14 protein-coding genes and 3 pseudogenes are annotated in these 19,562 nt (G+C 39.6%); 10 read left to right on the forward strand and 7 right to left on the reverse strand.

The features are described from left to right. Positions 1-392, forward strand: a pseudogene (locus tag ACJAZP_RS13090) (hypothetical protein); the annotation flags it as partial. A 153-nt stretch (positions 393-545) separates the two neighbouring features. Then, complete coding sequence (locus ACJAZP_RS13095) at positions 546-1,316, forward strand: cell division protein DivIVA (protein ID WP_415231187.1); 771 nt, start codon at positions 546-548, stop codon at positions 1,314-1,316. Positions 1,317-1,488: 172 nt separating this feature from the next. Here ACJAZP_RS13095 and ACJAZP_RS13100 read toward each other — a convergent pair. Beyond that, positions 1,489-1,743, reverse strand: a pseudogene (locus ACJAZP_RS13100) (recombinase family protein); the annotation flags it as partial. A 387-nt stretch (positions 1,744-2,130) separates the two neighbouring features. On the opposite strand from ACJAZP_RS13100, the gene ACJAZP_RS13105 reads away from it, so the two are divergent. After that, on the forward strand, positions 2,131-2,694 hold the full coding sequence (locus tag ACJAZP_RS13105) for a recombinase family protein (RefSeq protein WP_415231188.1): 564 nt from the start codon (positions 2,131-2,133) through the stop codon (positions 2,692-2,694). A gap of 574 nt (positions 2,695-3,268) precedes the next feature. Next, positions 3,269-4,270 (forward strand): SEL1-like repeat protein, encoded by a 1,002-nt coding sequence (locus tag ACJAZP_RS13110; RefSeq protein WP_415231189.1) that lies wholly within the window; start codon positions 3,269-3,271, stop codon positions 4,268-4,270. 384 nt (positions 4,271-4,654) lie between these two features. On the opposite strand, the gene ACJAZP_RS13115 is transcribed toward ACJAZP_RS13110, so the two are convergent. The 3 genes and pseudogenes from ACJAZP_RS13115 to ACJAZP_RS13125 form a co-directional block, all read right to left on the reverse strand. Beyond that, positions 4,655-7,180 (reverse strand): NACHT domain-containing protein, encoded by a 2,526-nt coding sequence (locus tag ACJAZP_RS13115; RefSeq protein ID WP_415231190.1) that lies wholly within the window; start codon positions 7,178-7,180, stop codon positions 4,655-4,657. Between the two features lie 273 nt (positions 7,181-7,453). Further along, a pseudogene (locus ACJAZP_RS13120) lies at positions 7,454-8,200 on the reverse strand (endonuclease). Between the two features lie 235 nt (positions 8,201-8,435). Next, the gene (locus ACJAZP_RS13125; protein ID WP_415231191.1) at positions 8,436-9,527 is read right to left on the reverse strand and encodes a site-specific integrase; all 1,092 of its coding nucleotides are present in this window, start codon (positions 9,525-9,527) and stop codon (positions 8,436-8,438) included. A 107-nt stretch (positions 9,528-9,634) separates the two neighbouring features. Here ACJAZP_RS13125 and dusA point away from each other — a divergent pair, with 107 nt between their 5' ends. Further along, positions 9,635-10,627 carry a tRNA dihydrouridine(20/20a) synthase DusA gene (dusA, locus tag ACJAZP_RS13130; RefSeq protein ID WP_415231192.1) on the forward strand — a complete coding sequence of 331 codons (993 nt, stop codon included), beginning with the start codon at positions 9,635-9,637 and terminating at the stop codon, positions 10,625-10,627. Between the two features lie 18 nt (positions 10,628-10,645). Next, complete coding sequence (locus tag ACJAZP_RS13135) at positions 10,646-11,254, forward strand: DUF4136 domain-containing protein (protein WP_415231193.1); 609 nt, start codon at positions 10,646-10,648, stop codon at positions 11,252-11,254. 49 nt (positions 11,255-11,303) lie between these two features. Here the strand turns inward: ACJAZP_RS13135 and aroQ are convergent, their stop codons facing one another. Together aroQ and acs are read right to left on the reverse strand one after the other, a co-directional pair. Beyond that, positions 11,304-11,753: a type II 3-dehydroquinate dehydratase gene (aroQ, locus tag ACJAZP_RS13140; RefSeq protein WP_415231194.1), complete on the reverse strand. Its 450-nt coding sequence runs from the start codon at positions 11,751-11,753 to the stop codon at positions 11,304-11,306. A gap of 85 nt (positions 11,754-11,838) precedes the next feature. Beyond that, on the reverse strand, positions 11,839-13,788 hold the full coding sequence (gene acs, locus ACJAZP_RS13145) for an acetate--CoA ligase (RefSeq protein WP_415231195.1): 1,950 nt from the start codon (positions 13,786-13,788) through the stop codon (positions 11,839-11,841). Between the two features lie 421 nt (positions 13,789-14,209). On the opposite strand from acs, the gene ACJAZP_RS13150 reads away from it, so the two are divergent. After that, positions 14,210-15,580, forward strand: a complete 1,371-nt coding sequence (locus ACJAZP_RS13150) for a pilus assembly PilX N-terminal domain-containing protein (RefSeq protein ID WP_415231196.1) — start codon at positions 14,210-14,212, stop codon at positions 15,578-15,580. Further along, positions 15,580-16,281 carry a type IV pilus modification PilV family protein gene (locus tag ACJAZP_RS13155; protein ID WP_415231197.1) on the forward strand — a complete coding sequence of 234 codons (702 nt, stop codon included), beginning with the start codon at positions 15,580-15,582 and terminating at the stop codon, positions 16,279-16,281. The genes ACJAZP_RS13150 and ACJAZP_RS13155 overlap by 1 nt, the downstream gene beginning before the upstream one ends. Positions 16,282-16,503: 222 nt before the next feature. Here ACJAZP_RS13155 and ACJAZP_RS13160 read toward each other — a convergent pair whose 3' ends face one another. Then, positions 16,504-16,713 (reverse strand): SlyX family protein, encoded by a 210-nt coding sequence (locus tag ACJAZP_RS13160; protein WP_415231198.1) that lies wholly within the window; start codon positions 16,711-16,713, stop codon positions 16,504-16,506. A 491-nt stretch (positions 16,714-17,204) separates the two neighbouring features. Here ACJAZP_RS13160 and fkpA point away from each other — a divergent pair, with 491 nt between their 5' ends. After that, a complete protein-coding gene (gene fkpA / locus ACJAZP_RS13165) occupies positions 17,205-17,987 on the forward strand; it encodes an FKBP-type peptidyl-prolyl cis-trans isomerase (protein WP_415231199.1) in 783 nt (260 codons plus the stop codon). 315 nt (positions 17,988-18,302) lie between these two features. Beyond that, positions 18,303-19,505 carry an NAD(P)/FAD-dependent oxidoreductase gene (locus ACJAZP_RS13170; protein ID WP_415231200.1) on the forward strand — a complete coding sequence of 401 codons (1,203 nt, stop codon included), beginning with the start codon at positions 18,303-18,305 and terminating at the stop codon, positions 19,503-19,505. Positions 19,506-19,562 lie beyond the last annotated feature (57 nt).

Raw genomic sequence — 19,562 nt, forward strand, 5'->3', positions numbered from 1 at the left:
TCACTTCATTAGCTAAAAAAATCCTTACTGATTATCGAAACTGGCAGGAAAAGAATGGTTATACCGGCGTGTTTGTTTTCCCTGCACCCAAAGGCCGTAGCGCTATTTCAGCCTATGCAGCCGATGAACTGATACAAGAGGTCAGTCTCAATAACTGGACCAGCCATCAACTGCGTAAGTTCGCACGTACCACTTGGGTTGATTTAAAAATCGATTTCCTGATATCAGAGCTATTGTTAAATCATAAACTAACCAAGGTCACTGCAGTTTATATACATACCGATGCAGTTGAGGCAAAGAGCGAAGCATTAACTGTTTACCATGCCTGGTTAATCGCTGAGTTTTCTGCACTAAACGACATAATAAATGATGCTATCCCGGTGCGACCGTAATTAAACCCCAATCACTTTAACTATTTATATATCAGTGTGTTATAGCGTCATCGCTATTAGTCACGTAAGACAATAGGTATCAATTATTTTAGGGATTTACTTTGATCACCGGTGAAAACGGACTAATGTAAGTGAAAATAAGGAGAAGGGCTCATGGCGACAGATTGGGACGTCTTAACTCAGCAATTCATAAAAGAAAATTTACGTACTGGGATCTCAGTGAAAGCCTGGTGCGAAAAGAAAAAATTGAATTACGCTACAGCACGTCGGCATATAAAACCAGGTGCGCACGTTGCGCAGCCATCAGTGCGTAAAGTGCGCAGTGCTAAACGTACTGAAAATTCTCGGAAACCTGACGTTCCAAATACAGATAATAAACAAATTCAATCAGTTAAAGAAATACATGAAGATGAAGTTATACACAATGACTCAGCGAAAAGGTCGGCCTCAAAGAAACGAGTTTTGTCGCTGGGGAATCAAAATGCCCGCACATTTGGTCATTACAGTGAATTTATTACCACGGATGAAGATGCGCTGCGCTATTCTTCCGCTTCAATGGCATCACTACGCGATGAGCTTTGTTTAATGCGTATGCAACTCTCTAATCTGATGGTTGCGATTAAAAAAACCGAAGCAGATCTGAGTGCTGATGTAACGGTTGAGCAAAGGATTAGTTTGAATAACACCTATGACAAGTTTCAAACTAACGCTAACGTCAAAGTCGCGCGTATCGAGTCATTAGAGATCTCATTGGTTGGCTTGGAAAAAACGAAAGCCGATACAGAAAAAAGTATTGTGCTAACCCATAAGGCACAATTGGAAGCTGATAAATTAAGTCGTGAATCGGGCGGCAGCGAAACCCCACTCAGTAAAATATATGATGAGATTTTGGCGATGGGCAGTGACGGTATGCTGAATCACTAATAGGTAAAAATTAGAGTCGGCACCCATCCTGACACAGGTGTATTGTCGGACTCGCTACTTTATTCAGAGGCATAGAGTCATCTGGTGATACAGACGGTTCACTCTTATCGCGGTGAACAGCGTTACATACTACTTCACGTCGCACGGGCGAATGCGACTTAGGTTTACTTACCTATGCTATCTTTGCCTTCCAATCCTGCTTAACCGTTGCTATCGACAAACTCCTTGCTTTAGACGTTTTATTTTGGCTGAGCCCACGTGCTTTCGCATTTTGTACTATTTTAATAGTGTTAATCACAACGGGTCTACATGATTTTTTACCTTCTTTTTTTACACTAGCAAGGCATTCATTGGTGCGTTCGATGATTCGGTTACGTTCAGACTCGGTAAGATCAGATGACATTCGAAGCATTAGCTTTGCTTCTGGGCTTGATAGATCTGTAACCGGTAAATATAAGCACGTTCATGTAGACAACGCGTATTGAATCATTAGACATGCCACTACTTAAACAAACAAAAATAAAAGTTGATACAGATAGAACCATTGCAGCATTAACAAGGAAGATAGAACTGCAGATGGAATAACTAATGAATAATACTAATCCTCTTTAATTGCTTCGCCTGTAAACTTATAAACGTTGATAGAAAGTCATTAGGGTACACCCTCTGAATACACAATAAGCTGAATACAAAACAAACCATTTTAATGAGTTCGTAACTTCTCATTTTTCGCGTAATCTAGGCTCTTAGACTTGTGAATACGCCTCTGGAGATGTAAATTGATAAAAACTATCAAGCGAATATGGGCGAAATCATGAAATTAGTGTATATCCGTGTATCAAGTACGGACCAAAATACAGACCGTCAAGATATTGAGGGCGACAATTATTTTATTGATAGATGTTCCGGTAGTAATACTGCCAGGCCTGAGCTTGATAATTTAAAGATGCATATAAGGCCAGGTGATGAAATTCATGTTCATAGCATTGATAGGCTTGCTCGCTCATTAACAGATTTAAATACTCTTATCGAGTTTTTTACAGGGAAAGGCTGTTCGGTTCATTTTCGGAAAGAAAATATAGTTTTTTCCTCTGATAAAAAAAATCCAATGAATGAGTTAATGCTTAATTTATTAGGTTCTGTCTACCAGTTTGAGCGAGCTATCCTGAAAGAAAGGCAACGTGAGGGTATAGAAAAAGCAAAGGAGAAGGGTGTTTACAAAGGCCGATCTACAAGTGTTAGATTAAAATCTGATATTATTGAAAGCTATTATCTTAAAACTCCACAACGTCAAATAGCTAATGAACTTTCCACCTCATTATCAACTGTTCAACGTATTATTAAGGCTGAAAAGGAAAGGATCAAACCTCTTATTTAATTCATCTGGTAAAACCAACGTCGCAATAATTCACCAATTTCCCTTGAAGCGAGCAAAATAAAATTTTCTTACCAGTAAAGTCGATTTGAATGTCCGTGCACTGCCAGAGCGATTTTGCTAAGGCGCTTTCGCTCCCTTTAGAGTTAGAAACTTATAAAATTTGGACCAGTATCACTTAACCACTACAAAAAATAAATTGGTTCATTTAGCAGTTTGATCTTCAAAAAAGCACCAAATGGGAAAACATTTTTATGACTAAAAAAGTCATTAAAACAAAATGTTAACCTACTATTTTAAAGGTTATATAGATTACTGACTCTTGATTTTAAGCACTTTTTTTTAAATCTAATAATAAAACCGTTATTTATGCAAGAAAAAGTCGCTACATACTATCATCGGTATTTTGTGTATGGACTTTAAAACTTAAATTTATAATCCGACAAAGATTCCTTTTTTGCATTCTAAATATAGGAGTGTCTGTCTTTATTTTTATCTTTTGTTGATAACCAAGTTAAGTGAAGTGTCCTAATATCATTGATATAAAAGTTATTGTTACAGTCACAGGAAAAATAACATGAAAAAAATCATTGGTGTCATTTTTATTTTATTTGCATCAATAGTGCAGCCGGTTGACTTTCAAAAAGGTCTGGATGCCACTAATGAAAGTGCGTACAAAGAATGGTTTCCACTTGCAGAACAGGGGAATGCTGGCGCTCAATACAATCTGGGTGTTATGTATGAGAACGGGCGGGGCGTGCTCCAAGATTATAAGCAAGCGATCGATTGGTATCGCAAAGCCGCCGAACAGGGGTATGCTGACGCTCAACTCAATCTGGGTGTGATGTATGCCAATGCTCAGGGGGGGCTCCAAGATTATAAGCAATCTTACCAGTGGAGTCGCAAAGCCGCCGACCAGGGGCATGCTGACGCTCAATTCAATCTGGGTGTTATGTATGCTAATGGGCGGGGCGTCCTCCAAGATGATAAGCAATCAGTCGATTGGTACCGCAAAGCCGCCGACCAGGGGCATGCTGCCGCTCAATACAATCTGGGTGTGATGTATGCCAATGGTCAGGGGGGGCTCCAAGATGATAAGAAATCTTACCAGTGGTATCGCAAAGCCGCAGAACAGGGGAATGCTGGCGCTCAATACAATCTGGGTGTTATATATGCCAATGGTCAGGGGGTGCTCCAAGATGATAAGCAATCTTACCAGTGGAGTCGCAAAGCCGCCGAACAGGGGCATGTTCGCGCTCAATACAATCTGGGTTTTATGTATGCGAATGGTCAGGGGGTGTTGAAAGATTATAAGCAAGCGGTCGATTGGTACCGCAAAGCCGCCGGAAATGGGTATGCTGCCGCTCAACTCAATCTGGGTGTTATGTATGCCATGGGGCAGGGTGTGCTCCAAGATTATAAGCGAGGATATATGTGGTTCAATTTAGCTAGATATAATGGGTTAGACACTCAAAAATTATTTGATATCCTCACTCCTCAAATGACACAAAAAAGCATAAATGAATCACAGGAAATGTCGAAAATATGCTTAGATTCAGACTACGATAATTGTGGCTGAAAGTTGTAAGCCACAAGCTCTCTAGAGCTACTATAACACCCGTTACATGCATTTTTAGAGGCTACCAAGTGTATGACTGTAAATTTGTCTAAGGCGCAATGTGCTCATTAGGGCCTCAGGAAGCTAAGTCGCAAACGCCCCCATTATAAGATTTAGAAACTATAAAGGAGTGCCCAATTTTTACTTGGCCACTCCAAACTTCAGCTACGTAGATGAAGTTGTATAGCCGATTGTGGTTCTATAGTAATTATGGATACGCTTTTAGAGTTATTTCTGTAATATTTTTCAACTCGCTACCCCCTCCCCAAGCGAGTTGAAAAGTTAAAAAATTTGTTGCCAATGTTACTCAGCCAAAATAATTTTTACAGTTACACACTTGTATTTTTAATTTACATAGTGATCATCCGAATTATCAAATTCAGAATACCCATCAGGCAAATATTTATCCTCATTTTCTATCCCAATCGCTAATTGTACTTTCCTTTTTAAATTAGCCCATTCATGCTCTGGTCTAAATTCAATCATTGAATACATTAATGTAGAAACTTCCGTCATATACAATTTGTTGGTTACATCATCAATAAGCCATTCTATTCTATATGCATGTTGTGAATATAATAAAAACACATCATTCCACCACTCTTTAACAAGTATTGCTGATAAGTTTTCACTCCTCATATCAACAAGTTGTTCTGATGCTAAGTACTCTTGAAAGCGCAAATGCCCATAACTGTATTCTCCATTTATTTCTACTAATAAAATTTCTGCCGGAGTTATTAGTTCCATTATTATATTTTTAGCATTATATTCCTCTCCAAATTCCCCTCGTATTATTGAAATCATCTCTTCTTTAGGTAACGAACGAACATTTCTTTTATGCATTTCATAAGCTAAGTAACGAGCACATTTTAAAATATTTTCCGGTTGTTCTCCTGATCGACTGACACCCTTGAATTTATCAAAAAGACCACTTAATAATTCAAAACGTTTTTTATACAAAGATGATTCTGTTTTAGGTAACGGCATATTACTTTCTTGTAATGTTGCCATTATTGTTGCAGAAAGAGGGTTAGTAACAACTGAATCTAATTTCGGATACTTAGCAAGATGTTTAATTAAATCATCTGCTTTAATTGGGGCATCTATAAACCATTTATTATAGAATTCTCGTTTCTGAGCATGATTAAAGGGTAATAAAGAAACACTCACGAAATTGAGCGAGGCTAAGTCATGAACGGTATAGCGTGAAGATGTAATAATCTGACATTTTTTATACCGTTCAGCAAAAATATTAATTTCTTCAATAATCCAACCATAACCAACAATTGCTTCATCAATACTATCCAATATTAATGTGGTTTTTTGAGTTCTAAATTGCTCTTTCAATTTTGCGATTGAATATGTAGTAATCCCGAGACCATTAAGGTATAAAATTATTCCCGATAAAATGCATTTTTCACCTTCACTAAAAGCAAGTTTTGATAACTCATTTAGTGTCATATAAATGATTAGTTTATCTTCATTATTTTTATATAAATTTTGAGTGTAAATTTGAAGATTTGTAGTTTTTCCTGACCCGGCTGATCCCAAAACAACAGTATTTAAATTAGTATCGAATATATCATTTATAGTGGAATTGGGTATAGCGTTACTGATTTCGGCCTTGGTGTTGTCACAAAAAAATTGTTGACTATAACTTTCAATTATTGCGATCACATTTTGAATTTTTTTTGTTTGTAACAAAAAGACTTTTAGTTCTTTATCTGCTTTGTTAAGTGATAATTGGAGGGCTTCTATTTTTAGATTTAATTTAATACAAATATTTTCAGTATTCACTGTAAAACGGTGAGATATACTATCATTATAATTCCTATCAACCTCTTTCAGATCACTAATGATGCCCAGTCTTTTTTCATAGATTGATTTTAAATAAACAGATTCAACGATAAATTCAACATTACCTTCTTTTTTTTTTGTGAATCCATCCTTAAAAAAAGCATCTGCATCTATACCAACTATTGGTTCAGGATAATCATTCTTGAATTTACTTATGCTGACTCTATCTTTTAATTCTCTTATTAAATCTTCTGATTTCCTTCTTAAATCATTTTTTTGTTTACTCAATTCAGCGCAGTTATCATACTTTTCTTTGGCTTTTTTTAACAAATCTTCTGGGATGAAATGCTCTTCTAAAACTTCAAATAACGTTTTACAATCTTTTATCAAGGGAATTAAATATATGTTTTTTCGTGTTATTTCTCTATGGTTTAAGTTTGCTTTGTATCTATTTGAAAAAAAATTAAATTTATTGTTTCCCGCCACAAATCCTGCATCACAAAAAATATCACAAAGATCTCGGTTTTTTTGAAATCCTAAAGCCTTCATAAGTGATTTATTCGTTAATTTAGGCAGAGTTTTATCGATTAAAAATGATTGTTCGCCTTTGATTTGTGGCATTAACTCAGGAGCAAATTTTTCAATTAATTCTTTTAGCTCTTTACCATCAATAATTGTCACACCTTCATCTATAACCCTCCTTAAGGCTCCAGAATGAGAGTCATAAGTACGATCATTAATTGGATAGGGTGTAATAAACACAAGTTGTCTAAACTTTACCCTTTCAGAAGTCGCAAGATCGATGACACCTTCATCTTTCATTTGTGAAATCTGGTTAAGTAACTGTTGAAAACTTTTAATTGTTGAATTTGGGGTTGCTTTGATTTTTTTTACTTGAATTCCAAGAAAGTCATTATGCCCAAATGCATCTTTTCTGTAGACAATTATATCTCGGCCCTTTTCTGGAGCACCACCAGTAAAATCGACTCTACAATTATATATCTTTTCTAATAATGGAATGATAATGGTTTTGCTTAAATCATTTTCACCAAATTTAATTAAACTATCAATCATAAAACGCTCGTAAAATTAGGGGAAACAGAAAAATATGGACACTCCAAGTTTGTCGAATAGCCATACAAAAATATCATACACTACTCAACTAAAAGTTAATATCACACCATCTAAAAACCGAATATAACAAGTCAATACCAGTTGAGTAATTTGATATTAAAGAACAAAAAGCTAAGGTGCTTTGTGCCCCGAAGCGGCATAGAAAGCGGAGGCGTTAACGATTCATCTGACTATAATACCCATATGTGGTTGAATGTTTAAGTATAGGTTTTTTTATTTTAAGTCCCACATATTTCCTTTAATACACTCATTCTTTACTACTATATTTTCATTTTTTTGAAGCTGACTAATGCGCCTGGCGCGTTCACATTCTCATTTACTTACAGGATGCAGATTTGACCAAACATTCATTAACTTTCGTTGTTGTTTGCTCATGTTGTAGCGCGGGTATGTTTGTTCCATATACATGTAGGTGCGAGCTATTCGGCCGCGAGCTGCTTCTGGTGGTTCAGTTTTTCTATTCTCGATTTTCATTTTACAGCTGCCAAAATCACTAGCTTCCCCGGGTAGCATTGTAAAGTTGTAATTACTTCTAAGTGCGTTGACAGCCCCTATAGCAGGGTAGAGGTTAAACATGTCGGCTTGCATGTGGCGATATTCATAATTAACTTTTTCAGCACATCTACGACCTTTAAAAGATTTTCCCTTATTATTGACACAAGCTTGATTTCCCTCTCGCCATTCAATAAAAGTTCGACCAAAGTTTTCAGCTGGAACGATATGCTCCCACTCTACTTTTTTAGCGCGTTTCACATATTTTAAAGTATGAAAACCATCGGGTGGTGTTATCTGTTTTTTGGAGTCAAAAGAAGCTGCGCAATAGATGGTTTCACGGTGGTCAAAATATACCGACTTTTCTAACATCTTTTTAGCTTTTGAAAACGAGTCGTTTGTGGTGTTGCCAGAGGCAGTGCTAAAAGGGCTGAATGCTAGTGATAAAAATAATGTCGTTAATCGGATAGGTGAGAGTAAAATATATTAGCGGTCATCATGACAATTCCATTTGTAATAATATATGACGACATTATATCAATAACTAGCATTTCTCTTACTAATATTGTTTCAATATGTTACGGATTACGAGCGTTTTAAGGAAAAAGCGAGCCTGTTGATAAATTAAATCATCCCTCTTGCGCGTTAGAAATCGACAAAGTAGTATCCAATATGACTCACCCACTATAATTTAAAAAGCCAATCAAATAGTTTTTTTTTCTAGCTTTTTACGCAATTTATCATGTAATTTTTCAGGGAATAACTGGGTGTAAACCTGCCATAGAATATTCAAATTTCTATGGCCGGTTACTTGGGCCACCTCTTCAATAGAAAAACCATATTCAAATAATCGGCTTGCACCTTCACGCCTTAAGTCGTGATAGCGTAAGTCTTCAATACCTAACTTATTACGAACGCGCTGAAAACCTGCTGTCACACTACGCGAGTTATAAGGGAATATCAGTGTGTTGTTTTTTTGTTGTCGCTTAACAATGTCAAATGACCCAGCTAAAAGCGGGACTAGCATGTGATTTCCATCTTTCTTACGTGGGTCTTTTCTGTCTCGAACAGTAATAGTTTTATGATCTTCGTTTAAATCATCCCAACGTAATGCGCACACCTCTCCAATTCGCATGCACGTTAAAATACTAAAATCTAAAATATCAATAAACGGAATACGTACTTGTCCATTCGCACGCGTATTCTGACGCTTAAGTAACCCCTCTTTTAATCGCTCAATCTCATTGCTAGTCGGGCGCCTGGTGCGCTTGTTACTTTTACCCACTAACTTCATATCAATAAGCACGGGAACCGCTTCTTCAAATATTTCAAAATTGGCTTTTATATTAAAAACGGGAAGCGCTTTTTTCATCACCGAACGAAGGTAGGCAATGTCATGGTAAATCGTTTGCGGTTTAGCGCCTGCAGCGAGTCTATTCTTGCAATGCTCAATAATGTCACTGGTTCTCAGTGAGTCAGTTTGGATATTAGCTATGTCGCAATCACTAAGCATCTTAATCACATATTGCTTGGTTCGCCCGGTGTTATCCCAAAGAAAGCTATCATTGATAAACTTATCAAACAGATCACCAATCAAACAGGTTTTATACTTTTTAACGCCAAACTCTTCCAGCTCTTGGGTTTTGTTTTTCCCCCAGGTTCGGGCCAGTTCTTTCTTTTTGAAAGTTCGGGCTTCTCTGTGTATCATTGCTCCGTTCTTTTTAACAATCACGCTTGCTTTAAAACGAGCTTCACCGTTTGCGAGCGTGCGTGTTTGTATTGAAAATGATGCCATTTGTCCTACTCCAATGAGGCGTACTTAAGGCGTACCGTACAACGAAATTGATGATAATTCAACGCAATTCAACGTGAAAATAGGATATAAAAAAGTGAGCAATACCAATGACAAACCCAGTTAATACCAGTGTTTACCCATCGCAACGCTTCTCCATTGCCCCGATGCTCGATTGGACGGATAGGCACTGCCGCTATTTTCATCGTGTTATGAGTAAAAATACCTTGCTCTATAGCGAGATGGTGACCACGGGCGCTATCCTGTACGGCAAAGGGGATTACCTGCAAAAAGATGCTGCTGAACATCCGGTTTGTCTGCAGTTAGGCGGATCGGCACCGGTTGATTTAGCTAAAGCTGCACAGGCAGGTAAAGAGCGCGGTTTTGATGAAATCAACCTGAATATTGGCTGCCCCTCGGATCGAGTCCAAAACGGACGTTTTGGTGCTTGCTTGATGTCCGAAGGTGAGTTGGTGGGTGATGCCATGAAAGCGATCCGCGATGCAACGGATTTACCCGTCTCGGTTAAAACGCGGATCGGCATTGATAATTTAGACTCCTATGCTTTTTTATGTGACTTTGTTGGTCAAGTTGCAGAAAAAGGCTGTGATACTTTTGTGGTGCATGCCCGTAAAGCCTGGCTGAGTGGTTTAAGCCCTAAACAAAACCGCGATGTACCACCGCTGGATTATGAACGTGTATACCAGCTGAAAAAGGATTTCCCGCAGTTAACTATTGCTATCAATGGCGGCATTAAAACCCTTGATGAATGTGAAACTCATCTGCATTATCTTGATGGTGTAATGTTGGGCAGAGAAGTTTACGCTAACCCCTATTTATTAAGCTCTGTTGACCAGCGCTTGTTTGCCGGTCAGGAAAAAATTCTAACCCGCTTTGAAGTGTTAGAAAAGATGTATCCCTATATTGAGCAGCAACTTAGCAACGGGTCATATTTAAATCACGTTGCCCGTCATATGCTAGGATTATTCCAAGGTCTTCCGGGCGCAAGAGCTTGGCGTCGTCATCTGAGTGAAAACGGTCACTTGCCGGGTGCCGGCATCGATGTAATGAAAAAAGCGGCGGCATTTGTTGTCGAAAGTTAATATTTAACGGAGGTCAAGATGAGAAAAATAGTTTTACTGGTGGGTTTGTTAGTTGCCGGATTAAGTCTTAGCGGCTGCAGTGCCTCTTCACCGGAAACACCATCAAAACAGGCCGAAGTACAGCAAAAAGTTAAACGTATCACTCTGGTCAGTAGTGCAAGTCCCAGAGATGTATTACCTGCTTTTACGACTTTTACCTGGAATAATGACTATAATCTGGTTTTATCAGGCGCTGACAATATAAATGAGCAACGGGCTAAGGCCTATATTCGCCGCGAAATAATTCGTTACCTAGAGACTAAAGGTTATGTGTATCAACCCAATCCTGTGCACGCTGATGTTGTGCTTGGTTTCTTATTTGCATTAGAAGATAACCGCGCAAATGCGGATATTCAGACAAAGTTCGGTCTATTACCCCGATTGCGTTCTGCTAAGGCCAATCCTGCACGTTATAGACAGGGAACCGTGATGCTTAATGTGCTCAGTGCTGATTTGAAAAAGGTATATTGGCGCTCGGCGATGCAGGGTGTTAAGGATTTAGATAAAATGCCGTCTGATAAAACAGACGAGAGAATACAATCTGTTCTGAATATTATGATGGGAGATTTCCCCACAGCAGGACGTTAGTTATTCAAAGCCCTGATTTGAATATAGGGCTTTTAATCATCTCAACTTACTAATTAGCGCGTAATTTGGCAATGGCGCTGTGCAGTGCAAAAGAGTAACCCTGTGCGCCTAAACCACAAATAACTCCCTGTGCAATATCAGACAAGTAAGAGTGATGACGGAAACTTTCACGTGCATGTACGTTGGAAAGGTGTACTTCGATAAAAGGAATATTAACCCCTAATAAGGCATCACGAAGTGCAACACTGGTATGCGTAAATGCAGCCGGATTAATAATAATAAAATCGATTTTCTCAAATGAATCGTGGATTTTTTCAATCAGTTGGTATTCACGGTTTGATTGTAAGTGTGACAATGCAACATTATGCAATGTAGCTTCATCTGTTAAATCTTTAATAATGCCGGCAAGTGTCTTACTGCCGTAGACCTCGGGTTCCCGTTGCCCTAATAAATTAAGGTTAGGCCCATTTAAAACTAATATGTTTATTTGTTGTGTCATAAAAAAAGACTCCCGGAAACGATGTTCTAGAAGTCTATCTGCTCTGCTGGTCGCACGCCAGCAGAAATGTTTGTAAAGTAGCGGACTAATGCGTTTCGCGATTCTCTTTAATGAGTTTATCAACAACACTCGGGTCGGCAAGTGTTGAAGTATCACCTAAAGAATCACTTTCACCTGTGGCTATTTTGCGTAAGATACGGCGCATAATTTTACCTGAGCGTGTTTTAGGTAAACCTTCTGCCCAATGCAATATATCCGGTGTTGCGATTGCGCCAATCTCCTTACGCACCCATTGTTTAACTTCAGCGTACAACTCAGGAGAAGGGAACTCACCGTCATTTAAGGTGACATAAGCATAGATGCCCTGACCCTTAATTTCGTGTGGTACACCAACAACTGCGGCTTCTGCTATTTTAGGGTGAGAAACTAACGCACTTTCTATTTCAGCGGTGCCCATGCGGTGACCTGAAACATTCAATACGTCATCAACACGTCCGGTTATCCAGTAATATCCATCACTGTCGCGACGCGCACCGTCACCGGTAAAGTACATCCCCTTAAAAGTACTGAAATAAGTTTGTTCGAAACGGTCATGGTTCTTATAAAGCGTGCGCATTTGTCCCGGCCAGCTATCGAGCATTACCAGATTACCTGAAGCTGCCCCTTCTAAAATCTCTCCTTCACTATCAACAATAGCGGGTTGAACACCAAAGAACGGACGGGTTGCAGAGCCTGGTTTCAGGTCGGTTGCACCAGGCAGCGGCGTAATTAAGATGCCGCCGGTTTCAGTTTGCCACCAGGTATCAACGATAGGGCAGCGTTTGTCCCCAATTTTGTTGTAGTACCATTCCCATGCTTCAGGATTAATCGGCTCGCCAACTGAGCCTAAAATACGTAATGAAGAACGGTGTGTTCCTGCAATCGCCTGGTCACCTTTCGCCATCAATGCCCGGATTGCGGTTGGTGCAGTATAAAGAATAGAAACTTTATGTTTATCAATTACTTCACTCATACGTGCCGGTGTCGGATAATTGGGTACACCCTCAAACAATAAGGTGGTTGCGCCGTTAGCAAGCGGGCCATAAACTAAATAACTGTGCCCGGTGATCCAGCCTACATCGGCAGTACACCAGTAAATATCACCTTCCTGGTAATCAAACACATATTTGAAGGTCATCGCAGCGTAAACCAGATAACCACCGGTAGTGTGCAATACACCCTTAGGCGTACCTGTGGAGCCCGAGGTATAGAGAATGAAAAGCGGATCTTCTGCATTCATCGCCTCAGGTTCGCATTCACTGGTTTCATCAGCACAAATTGATTCCCAGTCATAATCTCGACCGATCACCCAATTGACCTCTCCGCCGGTATTTTTAAAGACAATGACACTTTCTACGCAATCTGTTCCGTCTTTTGTCAGTGCTTCATCGACATTCGCTTTAAGGGGAACGGTGCGTCCGCCCCGGCGGCCTTCATCTGCGGTAATGACTATTTTGGCACTACTGTCGACAATACGTCCGGCAATCGCATCGGGTGAGAAACCACCAAAGACAATGGAATGAACCGCACCAATGCGCGTACAGGCAAGCATGGCAACGGCAGCTTCCGGCGTCATTGGCATATATAAACAAACCACATCACCTTTTTTAACACCCTGTGATTTTAGCGCATTGGCAAACTGACAAACACGTTGATGCAGCTGCTTATAGGTAATGCTTTGTGAATAATCCGGTGAATCACCTTCCCAAAGAATGGCCACCTGGTCACCTTTAGTGGCAAGGTGGCGGTCGATACAGTTCGCTGAAACGTTAAGTTGTCCGTCTTCAAACCATTTGATGCTGACATGACCCGGATCATAGGAGCTGTTTTTGACTTTTGAGTAAGGTTTAATCCAATCCAATATTTTACCTTTTTCACCCCAAAACGTAACCGGGTCGCTAATCGAAGCTTGATATTGTGTTAAGTATTCTTCGTTAGTCAGTAAGCTATTTTTTGCAAGGTCATCTGTTACGGGGTAAATGCGGTTTTCACTCATGTTTAACTCCATTTTTAAAATAAACCAATCACTTGCAAATGATGAAATGATTGAAATTGCTTATTAATTAGACATAGAGTGTAAAACAGAGACAATAAATAAATTGTGAGGAAGCTAAAATTTGTTGCATAAATGTTAATTAAGATTGTGATTAAAACTTTTTCTGCGATCCGTATCAATAATCGAGAATGGTTTTTTGTGTGATAAATGTGATGTTTTTTTGTCTATTATTTTACTTTAATGCTTTCTCCCCTAAACTCAGGCAAACAAAGGGACATATTTTTACTCTTATCTAAATAAAACCATGCAAATTAATTGAAAATTTGGATTTAAAAACAGGGTGGAGATAGCCAACAAGGCAAGCAATCAAACATGTTCAGCTCTCTTTTAAGTGATTTTTCGGAGTCTAGGAATGAACTCAATGAAGCAACATAAAGGGTTTGCAGTATTAACCACTGCGGTTTTGTTAAGTATCGCAAGTATTGTATTTACAGCTCGAATGGCATCCATACAGCTGATTGACAATAAAATCGTGGGTAATTATTACCGTAATAATGAGGCGTTTGTTAATGCTGAATCGGGTATTAATTTTATACTGAGTAAAATTGATGATCCGAGCATTGGTCCCTCCGTCCTGAAAAACATCGATATTCCCTATAGTTCCGCAGATCATCACTACAGCGTGCAACTCACTCGGATTAATGACAATACGCTGGAAATAACGTCTTTGGGCCGCTCCATGGACGACAGCGCACAGCGTAGTATCTCCCAGCAAATTTATCATGAAATGCGTTTTAATCTTCCCGGTGCATCGGTCTCAAGCAATGGCAAACTGAATCTGGACTCTACGGCAACGGTTAATAATGGTTGTGAAGGCGTTAGTGTCGCGAATTGTAGATCTCCGGGTAATTTTGCAGATTATCAATTGGTCAGTAACCCTAAAAATGAAATAGGAAAAGCAACGGATTTATGTAGCGGTTCTGTGGACGCGCAGGAAGACGTGCCTGCGGTTGATAATACCGGCATTAATGTCATTGCTGAGAACGCTTTTTATGAACCGATAACGGTGGATAACTCACTGGAAATAGGTTCAGTTGATGCCGAGGGTGATGTTATTGGATGGTCAAATAATATCCCTGACGGATCCTCTTTTTTCGGAGAGCAGGTGGCTGCTGATTTACAGCCCGGTTCACTTTTTGAAAGCACCTTTGGGGTGAATAAAGAGGTCGGGATAGCGGCATTAAAAAGCGCTTATGAAGTGGCGCTCATTGATATGACAAGCAGCTTAACGACAAGCTGTTCGAGCCGTTTAAAAGCCCTAGAGCAATTCAATCCAGAGATAGATACGGTTTATATCACTGGAAATTGTGATATAGACCAATCTGATACAGTGCAAAGTGCAACGTCTGAAAACAAACGCTTTACTATCGGTACGGTGGACAATCCTAAAATGGTGTTTATAGAGGGCGGAACCTTTATCACTAAACCCAATACCGGCGCGTCTGTTATTGGCATGCTGTATTTTTTACCCGGTACCAGCATTGATATTAATGGAGCCGAAGTCGAAGATTTAAGCGTTGATATGGGGGGGATAAGAGTGAATGGCGCGACCTTAAGCGAATACGCTTGTTCGCATGATGGTTATGATAAAACCGATAATAACGGCACCAAGCAGCATTTTTCTTCGCGTTATGACAAAACAGTACTCAATAAATTATACGAGAATGTCGGTCAGCAACCTCCTCTTGATACAGGTTACAGTTTTGTTCAGGGATCATGGAGGGATTTCTAATGTTAATAACAACAGACAATCACGGGTTTTCATTGGCTGAAATTTTGGTATCGTTATTCGTGGTCAGTTTAACTGCGGTGAATATAACTGGTTTACAAAAACTGATTGTTGAGCAGAATCGCGATAACGTAGCGCATACCGAAGTGATTGCCTTAGCAAACCAGAAAATCAATGAATTACTAACCTATAACAATATAACCGCAATCGACGGACTTGCTGATATCAGTTTAGCGACTGAGACTCCCGGAATGACAAGCTTTAATCTGGCATGGGGCGTGACGGCTGTCGATCTTGGCGCCGCGGCGGGGGAGAATATTCGCAATGTTAAATTGCAAATAGACTGGGATGATTCAAAAGGCGATAAGCGCAGTTATGATTATACCGAGCAGATTAATTTAGCGTTGCTGCTCAGTCCTTCCGGTAACGATCCTACTTCAATGGAGGCGGCTATTGTTGAATCTTTTCTTGAAACCAATGATGTTATCTATTTTGAACCTAAAATGGGCTATAAAAAGGGGGCATTTGTTATTTATAATAGTGAATTATTTCAAGCAACTGAGATTTTCTCTGCCGGCAATGGTCATCCTCGTGATGTTGATAACCCTGAAACTGTTTCCGATGGTTGGACAAGTTATGGTTTGATCGATAACCCCGAACTGGCAAAAAATCCGGATTTGGCAACACTATTTTTAGATCCCTAACCGGTGCAGTTTAATAGGGTGGTATCTAGCCGTTTTACCGGCCCGCAGGATATCATCGAAGAGAGTCAATTAAATGGTTGGTTTTAACTAACTTGTTGTTGGTAAATAGATTGTCTTTTATTATGCCGATGACAGCGGTCATCGACGTACTTTTTACAATCTAGTGTGTTCACTGGAAAATGTTGAAGTTTTTTAGTCTTTTAAAGCTTCAACATTATTTGACTAATAATGAGGCGGTGCCATCTCTTCTTTTTCTGATGCCAGTTGGTTTGGCTGAGCATCTTTTAATTTTATTGCAAGTACAGCAAGTTGCTCACTAAGTAACTGTAATCTGCGTTGTTGTTGAAAGATCTCATCATTCAAGGTTTCAATATTATCTTCATGAAAGGCGACTTTCATTTCTAGTTGTTCAATGCGTTTTTCCTGATCCATTCTGCTTCCTATCTTTTAGCGCAACAAGGCGTTTTTAACGGCGTATTTAAGTATACTACTTCTGCTTTAAGAGATGTTTTTTTTCTATTTATAAATAAATAATGAACTACCTCTGATTTTTCCTGTCAATAGATGGCACGTGATAGTGCGCATCGGGAAACGCTTATCTCAGAATTTATTGGCAAGGAAAAGTTAATTTCCGGGCTTCTCCTGTGGTTAGCTTTTATAATGACGAGTGCCTACAGGCTTGTGTCTATCCATCTTGTTGATGGTAATAAAAAATTCTAAAATAACTAAAATAAGTTATGATAACGATACAACTCTCTGATTTAAGGTGCGGTTATAAATCATATCGTTAATTGAATTTCCTTATAATTAGCGCTAGAGTTGTGAGGATCTGAAAATTTTAATCCTAGCATTTTCTTTTTTGCAAATAAAAAGAGAAAATAAAAGCATAGTCAATTGAATGACTAGAATAATTTGGAGTAACAATGAAAAACGTATTTAAAGTTTCGTTATTAGCCGCTGCTGTAGCATTCACTTTCGGGTGTGAAGACAAAGAGTCTGTCGCGCCAGCACAAGAGAATGCTGTAGAAGCAACAGAAGTAGCGGCTTTTGAAAGTGATGCCTATAAAGCGGCTTATGCTATTGGCGCTTCATTTTCAACACAGATTAAAGCAGGTGTTGATAAACAAGCCGAATTCGGATTAGAAACGCTTGATACAGAAGCGATTATTGCGGGTGTTACCGATACATTACGTGGTAACTCTAAATTAACCGATGAAGAAGTAGTTGAAACCGTTAATGCTTATGGCGTACAGGTACAAGCTGCTGCTGAAAAGAAAATGAAAGAAGAAGCAGTAAAAACAGCTGAAGAAGCAAAACTATTTTTAGCTGAAAATGCCAAAGTTGAGGGCGTTACCGTGACTGACTCTGGTTTACAGTACTCAGTGATCACTGCAGCAGAAGGTCCTAAACCCGCAGCTGAAGACACAGTAACAGTGCATTATGTAGGCACTTTGGTTGACGGAACTGAATTTGACAGTTCAATCAGTCGTGGTGAACCTGCTAAATTCCCGCTTAACCGTGTTATTCCTGGTTGGACGGAAGGTGTGCAGTTGATGAGTGTTGGCGAAAAATACAAGTTTGTTATTCCAGCTGAATTAGCATACGGCGCGCAGGGCGCAGGTTCAATTCCTCCTGGTGCAACGCTGATTTTTGAAGTTGAATTATTAGATATTACAGCCGCTGAAGCAGCTGTTTCTCCTGAATAATAATTAACATTATCAGTTAATATTAAGGTCGCATCGCGGCCTTTTTTTTATTCATTATTTTACAGTTTCCAATTTTATCCGCCCATCAGCCTCAATTTAATTGACAAAAACACCTCAGCAAAGAGTATCATCATCAAAGCAACTGCTCACTCAACCAACACCCGCCTCAATAGAAAATCTAATCACTGAAATAGTCATAATGCTAATTTTAAAGGCTAAGAATAAAGCACTTTTAAGCTTCTTTGCGGCAGGCAATGACTGTCGAATTTCCTCGTAAATAGTGTATCCTTAGCGCATTAATTTATGGGGTGAAATATGTGGGATGTTATTATCATAGGTGCGGGTGCATCGGGGCTGATGTGTGCGATTGAAGCGGGTAAGCGCGGACGTAAGGTTTTAGTGCTTGATCATGCTAAGCGTGCGGGTCAAAAGATAATTATGAGTGGTGGCGGGCGTTGTAATTTCACCAATCTCTACGTTGAGCCGGGTAATTTCCTTTGTGATAATCCGCATTTTGTAAAATCAGCATTAAGCCGTTATACCCAGTGGGATTTTATTGCGCTGGTGGATAAACACCAGATAAGCTGGCATGAGCGCGATCACGGACAACTGTTCTGTGACGACAGCGCGAAACAAATTGTTGCCATGTTACTGGACGAGGCGAAAGACGCCGGGGTTAAAGTCCAAGTGCAGTGTGAAATATTCAGTCATAGCAAATTAGCAGATAAGCATTTCTCTGTACAAACTAAATTAGGTGAATATCAATGCCAATCTCTGGTGGTTGCAACGGGCGGGTTATCTTTACCTAAAATGGGTGCCACTCCCCTTGCTTATAAAATTGCCGAACAATATCAGATATCGGTTAAAGCGACCCGGGCAGGCTTAGTCCCCTTTACCCTGCAGCAGAATCAAAAAGAAAAATTTGCCGAATTATCCGGTATCAGTCTGCCCGCACGGGCAACCTGTCAAGTAAGTAACGGTAAAAAAACTAAAGAAATCAGCTTTAGTGAAGCGCTGTTATTTACCCATCGCGGTTTAAGTGGGCCGGTTATTTTGCAAATATCAAATTACTGGCAGCCGGGTGAGAAAATTAGCTTAGATCTTCTCCCTGATTTGGATCTTTTTGCCGAACTCTTACATGCTCAGAAAAATCACCCAGATCAAGCCTTGAAAACAGTGTTAGCGCAACAGTTACCCAAACGTGTAGTTGAATGTTTATTAGCCTTTTCAGAGATTGAAAGCTTACCGCTTAAACAGTATAACGAAAAACAGCTGCAGGAGATTACGCAGCTCTTTCAGCACTGGTCTCCACAGATTAACGGGACAGAGGGATATCGCACCGCCGAAGTCACCCTCGGTGGTATTGATACGAATTTTATCTCATCAAAAACCTTTGCCTGTAAAAACGTCGCCGGCTTGTATTTTATCGGTGAAGCCTTAGATGTTACCGGTTGGCTGGGAGGGTTTAATTTTCAATTCGCCTGGGCAAGCGGCTGGGCAGCAGGGCAGGAAGTTTAACCCGATGATCTCCAGAACAATTATATCGAGAGCACTTTGGTACTCGAATTCCCGACG

The sequence above is a fragment of the Psychromonas sp. genome (genome assembly GCF_047632955.1).
Taxonomy (GTDB): domain Bacteria; phylum Pseudomonadota; class Gammaproteobacteria; order Enterobacterales; family Psychromonadaceae; genus Psychromonas.

Excerpts from the sequence above, each read along its gene's own strand:
- aroQ (WP_415231194.1), bottom strand. The coding sequence starts at position 11,753 with ATGACACAACAAATAAACATATTAGTTTTAAATGGGCCTAACCTTAAT.
- ACJAZP_RS13125 (WP_415231191.1), bottom strand. The coding sequence starts at position 9,527 with ATGGCATCATTTTCAATACAAACACGCACGCTCGCAAACGGTGAAGCT.
- fkpA (WP_415231199.1), top strand. The coding sequence starts at position 17,205 with ATGAAAAACGTATTTAAAGTTTCGTTATTAGCCGCTGCTGTAGCATTC.
- ACJAZP_RS13160 (WP_415231198.1), bottom strand. The coding sequence starts at position 16,713 with ATGGATCAGGAAAAACGCATTGAACAACTAGAAATGAAAGTCGCCTTT.
- ACJAZP_RS13135 (WP_415231193.1), top strand. The coding sequence starts at position 10,646 with ATGAGAAAAATAGTTTTACTGGTGGGTTTGTTAGTTGCCGGATTAAGT.
- ACJAZP_RS13095 (WP_415231187.1), top strand. The coding sequence starts at position 546 with ATGGCGACAGATTGGGACGTCTTAACTCAGCAATTCATAAAAGAAAAT.
- ACJAZP_RS13170 (WP_415231200.1), top strand. The coding sequence starts at position 18,303 with ATGTGGGATGTTATTATCATAGGTGCGGGTGCATCGGGGCTGATGTGT.
- ACJAZP_RS13155 (WP_415231197.1), top strand. The coding sequence starts at position 15,580 with ATGTTAATAACAACAGACAATCACGGGTTTTCATTGGCTGAAATTTTG.
- ACJAZP_RS13150 (WP_415231196.1), top strand. The coding sequence starts at position 14,210 with ATGAAGCAACATAAAGGGTTTGCAGTATTAACCACTGCGGTTTTGTTA.
- acs (WP_415231195.1), bottom strand. The coding sequence starts at position 13,788 with ATGAGTGAAAACCGCATTTACCCCGTAACAGATGACCTTGCAAAAAAT.
- ACJAZP_RS13105 (WP_415231188.1), top strand. The coding sequence starts at position 2,131 with ATGAAATTAGTGTATATCCGTGTATCAAGTACGGACCAAAATACAGAC.
- ACJAZP_RS13110 (WP_415231189.1), top strand. The coding sequence starts at position 3,269 with ATGAAAAAAATCATTGGTGTCATTTTTATTTTATTTGCATCAATAGTG.
- ACJAZP_RS13115 (WP_415231190.1), bottom strand. The coding sequence starts at position 7,180 with ATGATTGATAGTTTAATTAAATTTGGTGAAAATGATTTAAGCAAAACC.
- dusA (WP_415231192.1), top strand. The coding sequence starts at position 9,635 with ATGACAAACCCAGTTAATACCAGTGTTTACCCATCGCAACGCTTCTCC.